A 19172-nucleotide genomic window follows, 5' to 3' on the forward strand; every position below is an offset into this window, starting at 1 on the left:
GATTTCGTTTAAAAAATTCTAAGCATAGAGGAGGTAGCCTGATGACGCAACCGATTATTACCTTGCGCAATGTCACCAAACGTTACGGGACCCATACCATTCTAAAAAATATCAATTTGACACTGGAGTCCGGGAAATTCTATACCCTGCTTGGCCCGTCAGGCTGCGGTAAAACCACGATTCTCCGGACGATTGCTGGCTTTACCGATGCCACTGACGGCGACGTCTTATTCGCGGGTGACCGCATCAACGACGTTCCCGCCAACAAACGCAACGTCAACACGGTCTTCCAAGACTACGCGCTCTTCCCCCACATGACCGTGGCGGAAAACGTGGCCTTCGGGTTGACCCTAAAAAAACGCCCCAAACCAGAAATTGCCGAACGCGTCGCCCAAGCCCTGAAGCTGGTCCAGCTGGCCGATTACGGCGACCGGGAGATCAGCGCGCTCTCCGGTGGACAACAACAACGAATCGCCATTGCCCGTGCCATCGTGATGGAGCCACAAGTCCTGTTGCTGGACGAACCGCTGTCCGCTCTGGACGCCAAGCTCCGGCGACAAATGCAATACGAACTGCGCGACCTGCAGCAACGATTGGGCATCACCTTTTTATTCGTGACTCACGACCAGGAAGAAGCCCTCGCCATGAGCGATGAGATCTTCGTCATGAGTCAGGGGGAGGTCCTGCAGAGTGGCTCCCCCGTCGACATTTATGACGAGCCCATCAACCATTTTGTCGCCGACTTCATTGGGGAAAGCAATATCTTACCCGGTAAAATGATTGCCGACTTCCAGGTGGCCTTCGGGGGGCATCAATTTGAATGTGCCGACGCCGGTATCCCGGTCAACGAGGCCGTGGAAATTGTGATTCGCCCCGAGGACCTCACGCTGACCGACCCGGCCAACGCCAAGCTGACCGTGACCATCGACACCCAGCTGTTCCGGGGCGACTACTACGAAATCGCCGCCACCGACAGCCTGGGCAACGACTGGCTGATTCACTCCGTCAATCCCGCTGAAGATGGCGAGAGTGTCGGCATCACCTTCCGGCCGCAGGACCTCCACGTCATGCGGTTCGGGGAAAAGGAAGCCGAATTCGACGCGCGCCTCGAGACCTACGAAACGGAGGATGAGTCCCATGACGAACCGTAAAACGTGGCTGTACTTCATCCCCTACGGCCTGTGGCTCGCGCTCTTCGTGATTGCCCCGGTCGGCCTGATCATTTATCAATCCTTCTTTGACCTCGGTCACCACTTCACGGTGGCCAACTACAGCACTTATTTTCAGTCGGCCACCTATCTCAAGATGACCCTCAACTCCGTCTGGTACGCCTTCTTGATCACGCTGTTCACGGTGCTCATCAGTTACCCCACGGCTTATTTTCTCCATCAATTAAAACACCGCCAGTTCTGGCTCCTGCTGGTGATTCTACCGACCTGGATCAACATCCTGCTCAAGGCCTACGCCTTCATCGGCATCTTCAGTCAGGCCGGTCTCGCCAATCAGTTCCTAACGTTCATTGGCATTGGCCCGCAACAGATTCTGTTTACCAACGCCAGCTTCATTTTCGTGGCGACCTACATTCAGATTCCGTTTATGATTCTGCCGATTTTTAACGCCCTCGACGACCTCAATCCGGCGTTTATTAACGCCAGTAAGGACCTGGGGGCCAGCGCCTGGCAGACCTTTCACCGGGTGATCTTCCCGTTAACGCTGCCGGGTGTGAAGGCCGGCGTCCAGGCCGTGTTCATCCCCTCGCTCTCCCTCTTCATGTTGACGCGCCTGATTGGCGGCAACAAGGTCATCACGCTGGGGACCGCGATCGAAGAACACTTCCTGACGACCATGAACTGGGGCATGGGTTCCACTATTGGCGTCGTCTTAATCGTCGCCATGATCATCGTCATGACCCTGACCGGCGACCAGAAGCCGAAGGGAGGGACGCCACGATGAAACGCCATTTAGCCAACACCTACTTAGTTCTGGTCTTCCTTATTTTATACGCGCCTATCCTGTTTCTCATCGTCTACTCCTTCAGCCAGGGCGATACCATGACCAACTACCACGGCTTCACCTGGCGCCACTACCAAACGCTGTTCAGTGACGCGCGCATGCTGGCCATCGTGGCCAACACGCTGCTGGTGGCCCTGCTGTCCTCGCTGATTGCCACATTGATTGGCACCCTGGGCGCACTCAGCATTAACCGCACGACCAAACGTGTGACCCGTGAATCGCTACTGACCCTAAACAACGTCTTGATGGTCTCGCCCGATGTCATCATTGGGGCCAGTTTCCTGATTTTCTTCACGATGCTCAAGATTCCCTTGGGCTTCGGCTCCGTACTGATGAGCCACATCGCCTTTGAAATTCCCATCGTGGTCCTGATGGTGCTACCCCGGTTGCGCGAAATGTCCACCTCCATGCTGGACGCCGCCCAAGACCTCGGCGCCACGACCCGGCAGCTCCTGTCGCGGGTCATCATTCCTTTCATCTCACCGGGAATCTTCGCTGGCTTCTTCATGGCGCTCACCTACTCGCTGGACGACTTTGCCGTGACCTTCTTCGTCACCGGTAACGGCTTCTCGACGCTGTCCGTGGAAATTTATTCACGAGCTCGCCAAGGCATCAACCTGGAAATCAACGCGCTGTCCGGCGTCATGTTCCTCTTTTCTCTGTTGCTGGTTGGCGGCTACTACTGGATTCAACAGGCCAGCCAGAAACGCAAACACCGTAAGCGGGAGGTGGTCTCATGAAACGCTTAGTGACCATGGTCGTGGGTCTGCTCGCCATTTGCGGCCTGCTGGGCTACACCAGCAATCGCCTGGAACGGTCCAGTGGAAGCACCGGCGACAAAGTCCTGAATCTGTACAATTGGGGCGATTATATTGACCCGAGCCTACTGACCAAATTTCAAAAGGAAACCGGCTACCACGTAAACGTCGAGACCTTCGACAGCAACGAGGCCATGTACACCAAAATCAATCAGGGGGGCACCCACTACGACCTGGCCGTGCCAAGTGAATACATGGTCGCCAAGATGAAGCGCGCCCACCTCTTGAAGCCGTTGGACCGAAGTCGGCTGACCGGTTGGCAGAATTACGATTCACAGTTCCTCAACCAGCCGTTTGACCGCGGCAATCGGTACTCCATGCCCTACTTCTGGGGCACGCTGGGCATCATTTACAATGATAAATTCGTCAAGGCCAGTCAGGTCCAGCACTGGCAAGACTTGTGGTCCCCGAAGTTTCGCGACAAGATCATGCTGATTGATTCGGCCCGCGACATCATGGGGATGTCCCTCGTGACACTACACAAGTCGATGAATACCACGGACCCGGCAACGCTGCTGGCGGCCGAGCACAAGCTCAATCAGTTGGCGCCCAACGTGAAGGCCATCGTGGCCGATGAAATCAAAATGTACATGACGCAAAATGAGGCGCCACTGGCCGTCGACTGGTCCGGGGAGGCGGCGGAAATGCTGGCCAACAATCAGCACCTCCACTACGTCGTGCCGAGCGAGGGCAGTAATCTGTGGTTTGACAACTTAGTCATCCCCAAGACGGCCCAGCATACCAATGCCATCTACGCCTTCCTCAACTTCATGAGTCAGCCGAAAAACGCGGCGCAGAACGCGGAATACATCGGCTATGCGACGCCGAACCGCAAAGCCAAGGCACTTCTGCCCAAGTCGGTGCGTGATGACCGCCAGTTCTACCCCACGCAAGCCACCATCGACCATCTGCAGGTCTACCGCGACTTGTCGCCAACCAAGGTCGAGCTTTACAACGACCGTTATCTAGAATTTAAGATGCACCACTAGGTTGTCCTATCAGCGGGTATCGTCACCGACTGACAACTTACTAGCTGATACTAGCTTTGCTAATGATTCGAAAAAACTACGATTATCTGTACGCTTACAGATAGTCGTAGTTTTTTGATGCAACTTATATATGCGTCACTATTTTATCCTGGGTAAACCGTTGATTCGCTTAAGAAGTATTGGGTCTTGCCGACCTTGTACCCCGCAGCGATTTCGACCGAGTTCAGAACGTTCTTAGACTTGGCGTTGTAGAACATCGTGCCGTAGAACTGGTTGAGGCGCTTAATTGTTACCTTGTAGCGGTAATTGCCCTTCTTGCTGACCTTGCTCCCGATGGCCTTAGGCACGGCGCCCTTGGTGTAAAGGGTCAGCGTGCTTTTAGACTTCGACGTCTTGGTAATCTTCACGGAAGTCGTAGGCTTTTTATCCACGCCGTTCACCCGGAAAGGACTGCTCTTGTAGTATTCCAGGTAGCCATTCGGCGTCACGTGGACCCGCGCCATTTTGGCCTTGGTATCGTTCTTAGGGTATTTCGTGCCCTTGTACAGGTTGCCGTCGGCCTTGTAGTTCCGTAAAGCCCCGTCCGGATAGGTCTTCTGGGTGGCGTAGAAACCTAAGTACTTCGGCACTGACACGTGTTTAAAATTCTTGGTTGTCGCCGGAATTGATTCCGTCATGGTTGGCGATAGTTTGTAAGACTTACGAATGTTATAGCTCAATTGATTGATGTCGAGGCCAACCCAGGTCTTGCCATTGCTAGCACTGATGGCTTGAATCTGAACGACGGTGCCCTTAGGAATCGTCAGGGTCCCCTTCTTCACCGAATTCTTGGTCACAATCTTTCGTTGCGTCTTTAGAAATTTATGCGTGGTGACACCTAGATACTGCGTACTGGCCTGCGCCGGTAAGGTACTGACCCCACAAATACCGGCGGCGATTAACCCCGCCACGATCCATTTACCTTTAATCAACTTGTCCATCCTCCCAAAATAAGGTTTGCACTTATTATACGTCAACCAGGGAAAAGACGGCACTAAAAAAAGCTCGTGAATGGGCGTCTCCGCACCCACTCACGAACTTCTTTAACCGAAACTTCCAGCAATATAATCTTGGGTCACTGGAATTTGCGGATTGCTAAACATGGTCCCGGTCGGCGTGTACTCCATCACGTGACCGAGGTGGAAAAAGGCACATTGGCTGCTGACCCGCGCGGCCTGTTGCATGTTATGGGTCACAATGATGATGGAATACTTCTTTTGTAATTCCAACAGCGTTTCTTCCACCTTCACCGTCGAGATGGGATCCAGCGCGCTACAAGGTTCATCGAGCAGGAGCACGTCGGGTTCCATGGCAATCGAACGGGCAATGCATAACCGTTGCTGTTGCCCACCGGAGAGGGACAGGGCACTCTTATCCAAGCTATCCTTGACCTCGTCCCAGAGTGCGGCACCCCGCAAGCTCTTCTCCACCCGTTCTTCCAATTCTGCCTTATTCTTCAGGCCATTGGCCCGCAACGCGTACACAATGTTTTCCCGAATCGACTTGGCAAAGGGGTTAGGCCGTTGGAAGACCATCCCGATGTGCCGGCGAATCTCGTAAATGTTTACGGTCGGTTCATTGATATCCACATTGTGGTACCAGATCTTCCCCGTCACCGTGGCAATCCCATCGTTCATGCGGTTCAGCGACCGCAGATACGTGGACTTCCCGGAACCAGAAGCCCCAATCAACGCGGTGATCTGGTTCTTTGGAAAGGCCAGATCGGCGTCATGCATGGCGTGGTTGGCGCCATAGAAAACTTGCAGGTTCTCGGTCTTCATGGCTAGCGATGTCTTATCATCAAAGGTTTGCACCGCTGTTTCTTCAAATGAATATTGTTTTAACATGGCTGCTCCCCCCTATTTGCTAGCCGTGACGCGCCGGTACAGGAAGTTCCCCAGTAACCGGGCACCCAGGTTGAATAACAGAACGGCAATGATCAACACAGCTGAGGCGGCGGCGGACAGTTGAGCCGCGTTGTTGGCCAGCCCTTCCGTGTTAACCTTCCAGATGTGGACCGCCAACGTTTCCGCTGGCCGGAAAGGATTCAACGGACTGGCTGGATCCATGGGATTCCAGTCGCCGAAGTTGGTCACAGGGGCACTTTGACCGGCCGTGTAAATCAAGGCAGCGGCTTCCCCGAAGACCCGCCCAGCACTCAACACAATCCCAGTCACGATTCCTGGTAAGGCCACTGGCAAGATGATGCCAATTTCCGTTTTCCATTTGGATAAGCCCAATGACAGGCCCGCTTCCCGTTGACTCCGGGAGACGGCGCTCAAGGACTCTTCAATGTTCCGCGTTAATAACGGGAGGTTGAAGAACGTCAGCGCGATGGCCCCAGAGATAACGGAGAAGCCAATTTTAAATTTCACTACGAACAGCAAGAAGCCGAACAGCCCTACAACCACGGAAGGCAGTGAGCTCAGAACTTCAATCGCCGAACGAATTAAACTCGTCCGCCAGTTGTCCTTAGCGTATTCTGCCAAGTAAATCCCGGCACCCAAGGAAATGGGCACGGAAATCAACATGGTCAGGATCAACAGATAGAAGGAGTTAAACAGCTGAACACCAATTCCGCCAGCACCACTAAAGGCATCCGTCGTCCCCGTCAGGAATGACCAGCTCACGTGCGGCAGTCCTGAAATCAGGATGTAAGCCAGTAAGAAGACCAAGATACCCACGACCGTCGCCACGATTAAATTAATCACGACCGTCGCCAAAAAATCAGTTCGTTTAGCGTTCATGTTTCAGTTGCCCCCTCTTAGCAATGACCCGCACGAGTGCGTTGAAGAATAATGACATCAGTAACAGGATCAAAGCCAAGGACCATAAGGCGTTGTTTGGCAGCGTCCCATCAATCGTATCCCCGATACCAGTGGTTAATTGACTGGTTAATGTTGAAGCGGGTGAAATTAAGTTTTTAGGCATAATCGCAGCGTTCCCGATAACCATTTGTACGGCTAAGGCTTCCCCGAAAGCCCGGGCCATCCCAAAGATCACGGCGGTCAAAATTCCCGGCGTTGCTGAACGCAGGATGACCCGCGAAACAGTTTGCCAACGCGTTGCACCCAATGCCAAGGAAGCTTCCTTGAAGTGCCGAGGCACTGCCCGTAAACTATCGACCGTCATGGACATAATTGTTGGTAAGACCATGACAAACAGCACGAAGGTGGCGGAGATGATCCCGAACCCGGAACCACCGACCACGTGGCGCATGAATGGCACCACCACGGCCAGGCCAATGAACCCGTACACAACGGAAGGAATCCCAACCAGTAATTCAATCACGGGTTGTAAGAGTTTCCGGCCCTTGTTTGGTGAGATTTCGGTCATGAAGATGGCCGTCCCAACGGCAAAGGGTGTGGCCACAATCGCAGCGGCAAAGGTCACCGCGAAGGACCCGACAATCATAGGTAAGGCCCCAATATGGCCCTGATCAGGCGCCCAGTTAGTCCCAAACAAGAACTTGGTCAGGCTGACGTGGTTCTGGGTAAACGTGGCGACCCCTTTAGACGTGATGAACCACAGCATTGACGCCACCACCAAGATGATGACCCCAATACAGAGGTAACTGATACCCTTACCCATCCAGTCCTCACGTGTGGCCCGCGTGGCGTGATGCAAGCGCGCTGACCAGTCGTTGGACTGCGATTTCTGTTTCTTAAGTTGAAAATTTGTTTGCTCCATCTGTTGACTCCCCCTTAAAAAAAGTGAAGGTGCTACGACCGCACCTCCACCCATGTGACTACGACAATTTGTTCGCGGCGCTTAGTTCTGGGTCACAGTCCCCTTAGCGTCCTTAGTAACTTTCATATCATGGATACTGATGTAGCCCATGTCTTTAACCAAACTGTCTTGAACAGTCTTGGAATCCATGTACTTCAGGAAAGCAGCAACGGCCTTGTCAGGCGTGCCCTTCGTGTACATGTGTTCGTAGGACCAGATCTTCCACTTGTTGTTTTCTACGTTGTTGTCCGTTGGCGTAACGTTGTCAATGGAAACAGCTTGTAACTTGTTCGTGAAGTATGAGAAGGCCAAGTAGCTAATGGCACCAGGCGTCGTGGCAACAATCTTTTGAACGGCACCGTTAGAGTCTTGTTCTTGTGACTTCACAGCGGTTGCGCCCTTGAGAACAGCATTTTCAAAGGTTGCTCGCGTCCCACTACCTTGCGCACGGTTGATGATGACGATCTTTTGGTCTTTACCGCCAACTTCTTTCCAGTTGGTAATCTTACCCGTAAAGATTTGTTTTACTTGCGCCATCTTTAAGTTCTTGATGCCGGCATCCTTGTTCACAACGGGTGCCATCCCAACAACGGCAACCTTGTGGTCAGTCAATTTGTCTGCCTTGATACCTGCTTTTTCTTCAGCGAAGATATCTGAGTTCCCAATTGAAACGGCCCCAGCTTGCACTTGGCTTAACCCAGTTCCGGAACCCCCACCTTGAACAGTCAAGTTAACCTTGCTGTTCTTAGCTTGGAAGTTGGCGCCGGCCTTGGCAGCCAATGGTTGTAAGGCGGTTGACCCCACAGCCGTGACCTTGCCAGAAAGTGCTTCACTACTGCTACTCTTGCTGCTAGTCGAACTGGTTGCCTTACCACAGCCCACTAATAGTAAACTGATTGTTGCAATCCCCATCGCTAACTTTGTTCCCTTATTCATCTCTGTCACTCCATGTCTTTTTAAGATATAGTAGAACCACCACAACGTAAGCTAAGTCGCAAATGTTTCGTGGTGCCTCCCCTTAACTTACAAGGCCAATTCTACGTGGTGAATTTATGTTTTTCGTCGCAATCGTGTAAATTTTCGGTAAATATTGCCAAATCTTCTATAAATCCATTTATATTGAGATGCTTAACCCCCAAACACGATTAATCAACTAATTACGGGTGATTAATTGCGTAATATCAAGAGAATGGCTAGAATTAAAGGTAAGAGGTGACCAGAAGTGGCAAATAAAAATGCAAAAGCCGCACGGCACGCCATCATCGTTGATATGAACGACTTTTTGATGGACTACGCTGCCAACAAGTTAGGGAAACAACCCGACTTGGCTGAAAAGGTAGCAGCTGCCGCAAAGAATGATCTTTCAGAATTAGACAACCTATTTAAAGACAACGGTGTCGGTCGACGGACCAAGTACCTGGACCTCGCTGCGGGCTTTCTCCGCGACGAAGCCGATGCTGACGATGAAGACACCAGTCACGACTTTACCGCTGCTAGCGACGCCTTGGCTAAAGAAGCGATGGCTTACCTTAGCAGTCACACCAACGAGTTCGACCGCTGGGAAGAAGAATAAGATTTTGACTGAAACACAAAACACCCCACGAAAAAAATTCGTGAGGTGTTTTTATTTTACATTTTACTTCCACTGCCAGAGGTCAGCCTTCATGTTGGTCGCAATGATTTTGGCCAGTAGATCAACAAACTGATCGGGCATGTAGGCGGTCGTATCCAGTGTCGTTGCCTGGCCGTTGACCTTGGTGATGGTCAGGCCTTGATGTTCCAACGTCAGCCCGTACTTGGGGGCAATCTGGCAGAGCCGTTCGACTTGTTCTTCGTTCACGGGGGATCCTCCTTGTCTGGTGTCTTTAACACGAGCTTAGCCAATCCTCCTGGCCACGTCAAGTTGGTTTTCGCTGGTCTTTGCTGTCGCCTCCGGGATGGTAAAAACTGACGGTGCCTTTCGTTCCCGACGGTGGGCTCAAACTGCCCTGCTGTGGGGAACGGCTCCAGCCTGAGGAACGGTCTGGGGCCTCGCCTTGAAACCTCGCTATGGTTCGCGAGTTTCCAAGGTCGTCCCGTGCTCTAGGCTGAAGATCCCTCAGCCAAGACCACCGACACAGCTGAGCAGTTTGGCCCACCTCTGGTCACTAACACTGGTCAATAATTTTTACCATCCCCGCGGCTGACACTCACCCAGCCCCAACTTGACTGACGATGACCGGTCCTTATCATTTGTCTTCTTAACTATCTTCCACCCCAATCGCTAACAAATAAGCCCCATGGCTACCGAATAAGTCATGAGGCAAAAAGTTTAATTTTAAATACCAATCATTGTCAGCTACTAGGCATAGAAATGAACTCGCCAATGTAAGTGACCAGAGGCGAGCCAAGAGTCCCAGCTGTGTCGATGGTCTTAAAGTTTAGAGCATGGGACGCCCTTTTAGACTGGTGTTCTTCCAGGCTCAAAGGCGAGCTGGAAGACCGCCCCTCAGGCTGGAAGCGGGCCCCACAACAGGGACTCTTGCCCCCCTCGTCGGGAACGAACCTAACACCTGGTGCAAAACAATTGGCAACACAACTCCTTCTCACAACCACCGTGTAAGCCGTGAGGGCGGCGAAAATAACTTCAGCCGTGGGAATGCCCTTAGTAGCGTTCTTGGCTGCTTAGGGCATTGGCGTCTTTGAGACGTGTCCTTGCGGCTCAAAGCGAGGGCGAAGACCGCTCTTTGGCTTCGGCCGTCCGCCCCAGCGTTTCGAGTTATTTTCGCCGCCCGGTAAGGCACTGACAAAGACTAACTTAACGTTTAATAACAATACTTGTCTTTGGCCAATTGCTGATGAATGGCGGCGGCTAATTGGGCCTCGTCCGGACCATCCGTCACCACCTGGACAAAGTCACCCCCATGCTTCGAAAGCTCCGCGACCTCCTGGGCCAGCTTGGGATTCAGGTCCGTGTTGCGCACCCGAATCGTAGCCGTTCCTGTGTAGCGCTGACAAATTTTCTGGAGCGCGGCACTTTCGTCTGTTGCAGGCATTTCTTGATATAATGGGAATCCGATTGTTTTCATCTGTAATCACCTCTGAATTAATTGTAAGCGATTACATTGGCTTTGCCAATACCTTTTACCATTTTTCACAAAGTCACTGACCGAACCCTTCTCGTAGCCGTCGCTCTAGGAAAAATCACATGGCACTTTGACCCATGACTTGGAGCTGGGGATAAAATCCTAGACTTTTCGCACCCGTTTATCTGGCCGAAACGTGCGACAAAAGGCAGCCGGTTCCGCTTAAAACTGCTAACCAAACAATCCAAAACCAGGATTATTCGGTTAGCAGCCTTAATGCTCGCCGGCTAACCACCTTTTGTCTCACTCTCCATGACTTTCCGAACACGCGTTCAAACCTGGGTTAAAGTGTGGTATGATATTGCCAGAAATGGAGGCGATGGCGGCATGACCACCAAACTTGGCGTCCGGGAATTAGTGGAGTTCACGCTCCGTACCGGCGACCTCAGTGCCACTTCCGGCAGCCAAAACACGGCCTTACTGGGCGCACAGATCCACCGTCGTCTACAGAAACAACGCGGTGAAAATTATCAAAAGGAATATTATCTCGATAAAGAACTGACCCTAAACGGCGACGACTACCTGCTTCACGGCCGAGCCGACGGGGTCACCCTGACCGAAGACGCCACCAGCATCGAGGAAATCAAGACGTCCGAAACCGTCTTTGAGCAGCTGAGCGACAACACCCTGACCCTCTACTGGGCCCAGGTAAAGATTTATGCTTACCTTTTAATGGAAAAGGAATCTGATTTAGATCAAGTCACGTTGACCCTGACCTACTTTCAAACTAACACGGAAACCACGACCCAAACGGACCAAACCATTACCCGTGAGGAGGCTGCGGCCTTCTTTGATAAGGTCATCACGGAGTACATTACCTGGCTCAAATTCCGGTCGGACCTGCGCGAGCGGCGAGACCCCACCATTCAAGCGCTGACCTTCCCCTTTGGTCAGTACCGACCGGGCCAACGCGAGCTCGCCGTGGCCGTCTACAAGACCATTCTGACGAGTAAACGCCTCTTCGCCGAGGCCCCAACTGGGACCGGGAAGACCATTTCCACGCTGTTTCCGACCATCAAGGCGATTGGTGAGGGTGTGATTCAACGCATCTTCTACCTCACCGCCAAGCAGAGCACGCGCCGGGTGGCCGAGGAAGCCGTCGACCTGATGGCCAGTCAGGGACTGAAGCTCAAGAGCATCACCCTGACGGCGAAGGATAAGATCAAGTTTCCCGAGGAAGCCGACCTCCAACCCGACGAGAATCCCTACATGTTGGGCTATTACGACCGATTAAAGCCGGCTCTGTTGGACCTCATTCAACACAATGACCAGCTCACCCGCCCGGTCATCGAAAAATACGCGCGCAAACACACGCTGGATCCGTTTGAATTTCAGCTGGATGCGAGCCTCTTTTGTGATATCATCATCGGCGATTACAACTACCTCTTCGACCCGCAAGTCCACCTTCAGCGCTTCTTTGCGACCGAGGACCCCGATAACTTTTTCCTGATTGACGAAGCCCACAACCTGGTCAGTCGGTCCCGCGATATGTACTCGGCGGAAATCAATAGCCAGCCGCTGGACCGCTTAATCGAAACCAGTCGGGACCTGGCACAAGCCACGCCCAAGCTGCGACGGCGGCTCCAAGACCTGCGCGCCACCTTTAGTGACATTGCCCAGCCATTGATCGACGACGGCCAGACCGACAGTACCTTTTTGATGCCACCGGAAAACTTCGACCACGACCTCAGCCGGTTGGTGGAAGCCATTCACGACTGGCTGGTCGACCAGCCACAGACGCCCTTCACCCAGGCGATACTCGACTACTACTTCGCCGCCATCAGCTACCAACGCATCGGCGAGTACTATGACGACACCTACCGCATGCGTCTCGAGTTGGACAACGGCAACATCATGCTGAAGGAATTGTGCCTGGACCCCAGCGCCTTTCTCGCCGACAGCCTCGCACTGGGCCACGGCGCCGTGCTCTTCTCAGCCACCCTGTCGCCCATGGACTACTACCAAAACGTGTTGGGCGGCGACCAGGACAGTCTGGCGTACCAGCTCGACTCCCCGTTTGAACCCGCGCACCAAGAAATTCTAGTCACGACCTACATTCAAACGACTTACAAGCAGCGCAACGCCAATCTCGCCAACATCTTACTGGCAATTAAAAACTTGATTGACGGCAAAACCGGCAACTATCTGATTTTTTTGCCTTCCTATAGTTACCTGCTCGACGTCAGCCAGGCCTTTCATCTGGCCTACCCGCACGTCAAAACCGTCTGTCAGGAATCGCAAATGGCTGAGGCCAACCGGACGGCCTTTCTTGCCAGCTTCACGGCCAATCCCAGTGAGACGCTGGTTGGCTTCGCCCTGCTCGGCGGGATTTTCTCCGAAGGCATCGACTTGAAGGCCGACCGGTTGATTGGCGTCGGCATCGTCAGCGTCGGTCTGCCCGGACTCAATCCGGAGACCAACCTGTTGCGCGACTACTTTGACGAACGTTCCCACCGCGGCTTCGCTTACGCCTACCAGCTCCCCGGCCTGAACAATGTGTTCCAGGCGGCCGGTCGTCTGATTCGCGGGTCCAAAGACGTGGGCATTATTTTGCTGATGGATCAGCGATTCGCCAGCCCCCGCTACACCAACCTGTATCCACGCCACTGGCAACATTTCCGCCGAATTTATCGGCCCGAACAGCTCAGTCCCGCGATTGAAAATTTCTGGCATCAGGAGGTGCCCCAATGAAAACCAAACTCACTTTAGAAATGGAAGCGACCCTCTACGCGTACTGCCGAGAAGCCGGCGCGTTTGCGGTCGAAGAGGTCACCATGCCCGACGACGCTGGTATCGTGGACACCCTGAGCTACCAGGAACTGCCCGACAAGTCCATCGAGTGGCGCTGCTACGAGCTGAAGGTCACCAAGAGTGATTTTCACTCGAAGGCCAAGCTCTCCTTCGTCGGCCACTACAACTACTTCGTCCTGCCGCTCAAGCTCTACCAAACGGTTCAGGACGAGATCCCCCCCCGCATCGGCGTCCTGATCTACCGGCCCTTCGATGCGGAAATGTTGGCGACCGCGACCGAAGCGCCCAGCACCCCGGGCTACCTGACCGTTGCCCGGCCACCTCGTCATCAGGACCTCCAAGTTCCCGCTTCGGAGCTGACGACCCGCTTCATTGCCTCACAGGCACGGGAGGTCGGCAAGGCCAAGCAGATGGCAACCGGTCTCAAACAATATTCCACCGACCGGCTCTACCAGGAATTGAAGAAACGCCATCAACACTATGATATCTACGATCCGGATGCTAACTTCTATGACCAGTTCATCGAGGACACCCAGTCGACGGCGGTCACGGCCCTTCAGAGCGAAATCGATGCGCTGAACCTGGAACGCCACGACCTCCAGCAACAGTTAAAGGAGCAGCGGTCATGATCTACTTTCCTTACTTTCGGGGCCGGCAGTACGATCTCCTGGCTCTAAAAAACATTGCCCAACAACACATTCTGCCTCCGAACATTATTCCGATTATCGAACCCGTCCGGGACATCCGGGCCCTGCCGCAAACCGTAGCCGCCTTCGTCGAGCACGACCAACCACTGGTAGTGATTGCCAACCCGACCGTCAGTGACTACGCCTTGACCCAACAAAAGCTCCACGATTGGCGACCCTACGCGGATAATCCCCAGTTAATCGTCGGCCATATTCTGACGCCCACCATCATCCCCGCGAATCTTCAACCAGCCGCGGAGCACCGGACGTTGCTGGTCGGTCGCCAATACGATGAACTGGTTGCCGCCCAACATGCTGGCTGGCTCAACGACCCGAGCTACCTGTTGGTGCCGCCTGAAGCACGCATTCGCCAGCTCATCACTCGGCCCACCATCAGCCTCTTTGACCACGCCTGGCTACCGGAGCACGAGCGCAGTTACGCCGACATTACCGATGGCTTCTTCAGTGACGACTGGGTGCTCGCCACCCTCAACGGTTATCACGGTGTCAGTGACTACACGATTGGTGGCGCCCACTACAGCGAGCACGGCTACCCGGCCCGTGCCGTCACCCTGCACCTGACCTACTTTCAGGGTGACCAGTTGCGCATCCACCGCTTCGTTTCCGATGACCGCGAAGACTTCCGCCATCCCAAGGAGAAATTTTTCCAGGCCGTCGCCAAGTTGGCCGCCTGGTTACCAGACCACCCGGACGTCCAAACGCCGGCGGCTCTGGCTCTGGCGAATTACCATACCACGCAACATTTCCCGGGACTGGGCGTGGTGAAGCGGCTCAGCCTGGAGCACCATCTACAGACCATGGCCGCTTACTTCAAACTACATTATCCAGAATGAGGTCTTGTTCATGGATTGCCGTTCCCGGCGGCGGATTCAACCTGACCTGCTGTGGGGAACGGTTCCGGCCTGTGGGACGGTCCTACGCCTCGCCTGAAAGCCTGGAAAACCACCAGTCTCCCAGGTCGTCCCGTGCTCTAAACTGAGAAAACCACTCAGTTAAGACCACCGACACAGCTGTCCAGGTTGATCCGCCTCTGGTCACTCACACTGTCCAACTCTTTCTTGATTTGCGAAATCAGACCACATCACGACTGGTTAACGTCACTATCTGTTGGATAAATTTTCTCACAATGCGTCACTAAATTTCTTGGAGCAACCGCTTTAGCCGCCAGACCGGTGAAAATCAGCCACACTGCTCAATGTCAGTGACCACTTCATTCCTGATTTGCGACGTATGACCCGTCTACCAATCGTTAAAGCACGTTTCCACATAATGTAGAAAAATTCATACCACAGTAGAACATTGCCAACGAATCGCTTAGTTGCACGGAAAAACACGTCAGCCGCAGGACTGGTGAAAATGAACCCGCGAGGACAGTGTTAGTGACCAGAGGCAGATCAACTTTCCCAGCTGTGTCGGTGGTCTTGGCTGGGGAGATTTTTCCCAGCCTAGCCCACGGGGCAACCTTTGAGACCGCTTTTCAGGCTCAAAGTTGAGGTGGAAGCCCGCTCCCCAGGCTGTAACCGACCCCATAGCAGGGAAGGTTGAATCTGCCGCCGGGAACGACACTTTCGGCCACCGCGTTCCGGCTCATTTTCACCAGTTCAAAGGCATAAAAAATAGCGCCTGGGAAAAATTCCCAAGCGCTATTCGTTTAATTATTTAGAATTTAGCTGGTAAGACGCTGACACCTTCTGGGACCATGAAGTCCTTTTGGGCCAACGTTAACTTCCCGCTCTCGGCGTCGCGACTGAACAACGAAGCGTTGTCGGAGTTTTGGTTAACGACCAGCAGTAAGCTTTGGTCTGACGTCCAGTTGAAGTCCCGTGGGAAGTCACCTTCCGTGGAGATCCGTTGAACCAGCGTCAACGTGCCATCATCAGCGGTGGCAAAGACGGCCAGGGAGTTGTTCCCCCGGTTGGAGACGTAAATGAACCGCCCGTCCTTGCTCATGCGAATGGCTGCGGCACCGTTGTGCGTCGTCCAGTCGGCTGGAATCGTGGAGATGATACTCTTCACAGCCAGCTTGCCGGTTGCGGCGTCGTAGCTTAACGTGGCCACGTTACTGCTCAGTTCACCAACGAGGTAAGCGACACCCTTTTGATCATCGAAGACGATGTGCCGTGGGCCGTAGCCGGCTGGCATGTCGAGTTGACTGACGGGAGACAATTTACCATCATCAGAAACGTCATAGACGTAAACCTTGTCGGACCCTAAGTCACAAACGACTAAACGGTTGTCCGGCGTCAGGTCGGCGAAGTGTGGGTGGGGACCGTCAGCTTGTTCGGGCGCTGGGCCAACGGGGTCCTGGTCAACGACCTTATCCGTTTCCTTCAACGTCCCATCAGCGGCGATAGCGTAAACCGTCACAGCGGCCGTGTGGTAATTGGCCGTGTAGACCAACTGCCGAGCTTCATCAACCGACACGTAGGCTGGTGAGGCACCCAATTCCAAGACCTGTTGAATGGCCCGTGGCTTTTCTTCAGATACATCATAGATGATCAACCCACCGTGGGTCGTGCCATCCGTTTCTTTTTTGTTGATGACGTACAGGCGCTTAGCCGCAGCCTTTGCGATGTAAGTCGGGCTCCCAGCTGATGCTAACCATTCGCAGTCCATTAACTTAGGCGCTGCGGTGTCTACGGTTACCCGGTAAATCCCACGACTAATGCGCTTGGTATAAGTTCCAATGTAAAAATCTTCCGTCATGTGTGCTGCCCCTTTCAACTTGCCAATATCACTCTTAAGTATAGCACAGCTGGCTAGTAAAGGCCGGTGAAGTCATTTAACCCCGGGAGTTGGCAAATATCTCCGAAACTTAGTTGCAACCGACCGCCGACATTAGTATGATGTAATGTAACCACCCGCTTAAAGAATAAGTCGTTTGACGGTTGGCTCACCCTGACTGGGACCGCTTATCTCTAAGCCAACGTACGTACCTACAGAATGACTGCCAAGAAAGGACTCACCGCACATGTCTAGTTTCGAAGGGTATCATCCCCTTTTGACACCGCAATTTCGTTTCGACTGGCTCACCCAATTTAAGTTAAAAAATGTGGCGGATCTCACCGCTAACGACCTGGGGGCCACTGCCGACTGGGTCAACGCCACCATGCACGACACCATGGACCGTTCCGCCCTCACCTGGGGCATCGAACGGCGCCGGACCCACAAACTCATTGCCTGGGGCGGCTTCAGTGACCTCGACCTGACCGCCCACACCGGTAAAATCGGCTTCAACGGTAAGCGGGTCCCCGCCACCGAACAACAGGAAATCGTCGACCGACTGGTTCATTTCGGCCACGAAGAACTCCAACTGACGGACATGACCCTGACCAGCGCCGGCAAATTAGACGACGCCGTGCTGGCCGCTGCTGGCTTCGTGCAAACAGACGGCCAGTGGCGTTGGACGTCCCGCCACTAAAAATAAGTGTAAACAAAAGCCCATTTCTACGCGAAATGGGCTTTTTTCTTATTTCGAGGCAAAAACTAATAATCCTGTGCCACCAGTAGTACCAGTTGGCGTGCCAATCTTACCGGCAATCTGCCACCGTTGCAGGTCCTTTTGCTGTTGAGCAGTCAACTGTCCATCCACCGCCTGCTTGACCGCGGCCGCGTTGGTCGGGTCACTCACATGAAACCGCACCAGGTAAAAGGCACTGTAGCTGGCGTTGTTAGCGGTCAACAGCTGATCAAAATCACCGTTGGCGCCATCAATCTGTTCCGTTAAAATGGGCTGGTTGTCCGTTGAGGCAAAGACCTGATTAACCGCGGCCATCAGGTCACTGTCGTAGGCCGCGTGCGGGAACAACTTCATTAGGCTGATATCGGCTGGTTGTAGTCCGGCCGTCTTGGTGGCCGTGGCCCAGTTCATCGTCGAAGTCGTTGCCGCGGCGGGCGTACTGGCTGCGGACTTCAAGTAGCCGCGCCAGATCCACCCACCGTGCTGACCATCGGCGCTGTTTACGTGATAGTAAATTAAGTATTTCCCGGTAGCCACGTCGTACAGCTTTTCATGGGCATTCGTGTACCACGTCACATCCGGCAAACTGCTGTTGTACCCATACCAGGTGCCCAAGTGTTTGGAGTAACGACTCCCCTTAACGGCGGTCAGCGCGTACCGCTTCATGCTAGCACGCCAAACTAACCGAACGGACTTGGACCGACTGGCGGAATATTGAGACTTGGCCGAAGCCGTAACCGTCCCGAAACCGCCGACCAAACTGACACCAACACCTAACGCAATGATTCCCTTAACAAATTGTTTCACGTTCAAACCTCCCCGATTCTTCTTTTAGTTTAGGCAGGAAATGATTTAAAGTCCACTACCTTTTTCAATCGTTGTGCAAAATTAAGTAATCACTGTATGGAAATAGGTGACTACCAGGTTCCCCGGAAGCCATCTTGTTAAATAGCCCTAAAATTGACAAAATTTTCAAAAATAAAAGAGCCCTACCTATTGGCAAGACTCCGTTCAGTCATTCTTAGATTTACAAGCTGAGGATTGGAAATTAAATACCTAAAGACTTGAAAAGGTCTTCCTCGTTGTGAGTGGTTGCTAATTTTGTAGTTCCATTAACAACGTCATCAATTTCCTTTTGGATTTCAGGGCGTACATCAGACTGTAATCGCGTGAGTGTAGAGTGGTCATCCATTTGTTTCTGTTCTCTAGTAACAAACAACAATCTAGCAGAAGCTATTCGATTTCGATCCAGTGTTTTTAATACTCCGAATACTTTTACAGTTTTAGCTTTCTGTGAGACATGTAATACCATAATTGATTTCATTTTTGGCTTCATGAGTACTCCTTCTCACATAGGTTCAGTCTAACCTCCAAGCAGATCAATGGACATGCAAGTCACCGGGTTAAACCCATGTCAGCCGCAGGACTGGTGAAAATGGGCTCAGCCGTGGGAGTTGCCTTAGCGGTTTACCGCTTAGGCAACTCCTATCTTTGAGACGTGGTTTTCGGCTCAAAGTAAGTCCGAAGACCGCTTCTCAGGC

Annotated in this window: 19 protein-coding genes; 9 read left to right on the forward strand and 10 right to left on the reverse strand. The window is 53.1% G+C overall.

The features are described 5' to 3' along the window. Positions 1-41 precede the first annotated feature (41 nt). From EKM84_RS02475 to EKM84_RS02490, 4 genes are read left to right on the forward strand one after another with little or no spacing between them, the layout of a single operon-like run. Positions 42-1151 carry an ABC transporter ATP-binding protein gene (locus EKM84_RS02475; protein WP_125763323.1) on the forward strand — a complete coding sequence of 370 codons (1110 nt, stop codon included), beginning with the start codon at positions 42-44 and terminating at the stop codon, positions 1149-1151. Beyond that, a complete protein-coding gene (locus EKM84_RS02480; protein WP_164511279.1) occupies positions 1138-1953 on the forward strand; it encodes an ABC transporter permease in 816 nt (271 codons plus the stop codon). Before EKM84_RS02475 ends, EKM84_RS02480 begins: the two co-directional genes overlap by 14 nt. Then, the gene (locus EKM84_RS02485; protein WP_125763327.1) at positions 1950-2753 is read left to right on the forward strand and encodes an ABC transporter permease; all 804 of its coding nucleotides are present in this window, start codon (positions 1950-1952) and stop codon (positions 2751-2753) included. Before EKM84_RS02480 ends, EKM84_RS02485 begins: the two co-directional genes overlap by 4 nt. Then, the gene (locus EKM84_RS02490; RefSeq protein WP_125763329.1) at positions 2750-3820 is read left to right on the forward strand and encodes an ABC transporter substrate-binding protein; all 1071 of its coding nucleotides are present in this window, start codon (positions 2750-2752) and stop codon (positions 3818-3820) included. The genes EKM84_RS02485 and EKM84_RS02490 overlap by 4 nt, the downstream gene beginning before the upstream one ends. A 143-nt stretch (positions 3821-3963) precedes the next feature. On the opposite strand, the gene EKM84_RS02495 is transcribed toward EKM84_RS02490, so the two are convergent. From EKM84_RS02495 to EKM84_RS02515, 5 genes are all read right to left on the reverse strand, one after another. Beyond that, the gene (locus EKM84_RS02495) at positions 3964-4791 is read right to left on the reverse strand and encodes a hypothetical protein (RefSeq protein ID WP_125763331.1); all 828 of its coding nucleotides are present in this window, start codon (positions 4789-4791) and stop codon (positions 3964-3966) included. Positions 4792-4902: 111 nt separating this feature from the next. Beyond that, positions 4903-5706 (reverse strand): phosphate ABC transporter ATP-binding protein PstB, encoded by an 804-nt coding sequence (gene pstB, locus EKM84_RS02500; protein WP_125763333.1) that lies wholly within the window; start codon positions 5704-5706, stop codon positions 4903-4905. A 12-nt stretch (positions 5707-5718) separates the two neighbouring features. Next, positions 5719-6606, reverse strand: coding sequence for a phosphate ABC transporter permease PstA (pstA, locus tag EKM84_RS02505; RefSeq protein WP_125763335.1), 888 nt, complete (start codon positions 6604-6606; stop codon positions 5719-5721). After that, positions 6596-7450 (reverse strand): phosphate ABC transporter permease subunit PstC, encoded by an 855-nt coding sequence (gene pstC / locus EKM84_RS02510; protein WP_225418128.1) that lies wholly within the window; start codon positions 7448-7450, stop codon positions 6596-6598. The genes pstA and pstC overlap by 11 nt, the downstream gene beginning before the upstream one ends. Before the next feature lie 180 nt (positions 7451-7630). After that, positions 7631-8524 (reverse strand): phosphate ABC transporter substrate-binding protein PstS family protein, encoded by an 894-nt coding sequence (locus EKM84_RS02515; RefSeq protein ID WP_125763339.1) that lies wholly within the window; start codon positions 8522-8524, stop codon positions 7631-7633. Between the two features lie 286 nt (positions 8525-8810). Here EKM84_RS02515 and EKM84_RS02520 point away from each other — a divergent pair, with 286 nt between their 5' ends. Continuing rightward, positions 8811-9161, forward strand: coding sequence for a hypothetical protein (locus EKM84_RS02520; protein ID WP_125763341.1), 351 nt, complete (start codon positions 8811-8813; stop codon positions 9159-9161). Positions 9162-9224: 63 nt separating this feature from the next. On the opposite strand, the gene EKM84_RS02525 is transcribed toward EKM84_RS02520, so the two are convergent. Then, positions 9225-9428 carry a hypothetical protein gene (locus tag EKM84_RS02525; RefSeq protein WP_125763343.1) on the reverse strand — a complete coding sequence of 68 codons (204 nt, stop codon included), beginning with the start codon at positions 9426-9428 and terminating at the stop codon, positions 9225-9227. Between the two features lie 964 nt (positions 9429-10392). Beyond that, positions 10393-10656: a PTS sugar transporter gene (locus EKM84_RS02530; RefSeq protein WP_125763345.1), complete on the reverse strand. Its 264-nt coding sequence runs from the start codon at positions 10654-10656 to the stop codon at positions 10393-10395. A 384-nt stretch (positions 10657-11040) separates the two neighbouring features. Between EKM84_RS02530 and EKM84_RS02535 the strand changes: the two genes are divergently transcribed. From EKM84_RS02535 to EKM84_RS02545, 3 genes are read left to right on the forward strand one after another with little or no spacing between them, the layout of a single operon-like run. Next, positions 11041-13404, forward strand: a complete 2364-nt coding sequence (locus tag EKM84_RS02535) for an ATP-dependent DNA helicase (RefSeq protein WP_125763347.1) — start codon at positions 11041-11043, stop codon at positions 13402-13404. After that, complete coding sequence (locus EKM84_RS02540) at positions 13401-14093, forward strand: hypothetical protein (protein ID WP_125763349.1); 693 nt, start codon at positions 13401-13403, stop codon at positions 14091-14093. The genes EKM84_RS02535 and EKM84_RS02540 overlap by 4 nt, the downstream gene beginning before the upstream one ends. After that, positions 14090-15004 (forward strand): sce7725 family protein, encoded by a 915-nt coding sequence (locus EKM84_RS02545; RefSeq protein WP_125763351.1) that lies wholly within the window; start codon positions 14090-14092, stop codon positions 15002-15004. Before EKM84_RS02540 ends, EKM84_RS02545 begins: the two co-directional genes overlap by 4 nt. A gap of 826 nt (positions 15005-15830) precedes the next feature. Here EKM84_RS02545 and EKM84_RS02550 read toward each other — a convergent pair. Next, a complete protein-coding gene (locus EKM84_RS02550) occupies positions 15831-16877 on the reverse strand; it encodes a lactonase family protein (RefSeq protein ID WP_125763353.1) in 1047 nt (348 codons plus the stop codon). Positions 16878-17142: 265 nt separating this feature from the next. Between EKM84_RS02550 and EKM84_RS02555 the strand changes: the two genes are divergently transcribed. Next, on the forward strand, positions 17143-17592 hold the full coding sequence (locus tag EKM84_RS02555) for a GNAT family N-acetyltransferase (protein WP_125763355.1): 450 nt from the start codon (positions 17143-17145) through the stop codon (positions 17590-17592). A gap of 48 nt (positions 17593-17640) precedes the next feature. On the opposite strand, the gene EKM84_RS14295 is transcribed toward EKM84_RS02555, so the two are convergent. Both EKM84_RS14295 and EKM84_RS02565 read right to left on the reverse strand, forming a co-directional pair. Then, positions 17641-18438 (reverse strand): hypothetical protein, encoded by a 798-nt coding sequence (locus EKM84_RS14295; protein WP_225418117.1) that lies wholly within the window; start codon positions 18436-18438, stop codon positions 17641-17643. Positions 18439-18679: 241 nt separating this feature from the next. Beyond that, positions 18680-18967 (reverse strand): hypothetical protein, encoded by a 288-nt coding sequence (locus EKM84_RS02565; protein ID WP_125763357.1) that lies wholly within the window; start codon positions 18965-18967, stop codon positions 18680-18682. Positions 18968-19172: the final 205 nt, after the last annotated feature.

Origin of the sequence: Levilactobacillus mulengensis (assembly GCF_003946045.1) — a bacterium.
Lineage (GTDB): Bacteria > Bacillota > Bacilli > Lactobacillales > Lactobacillaceae > Levilactobacillus > Levilactobacillus mulengensis.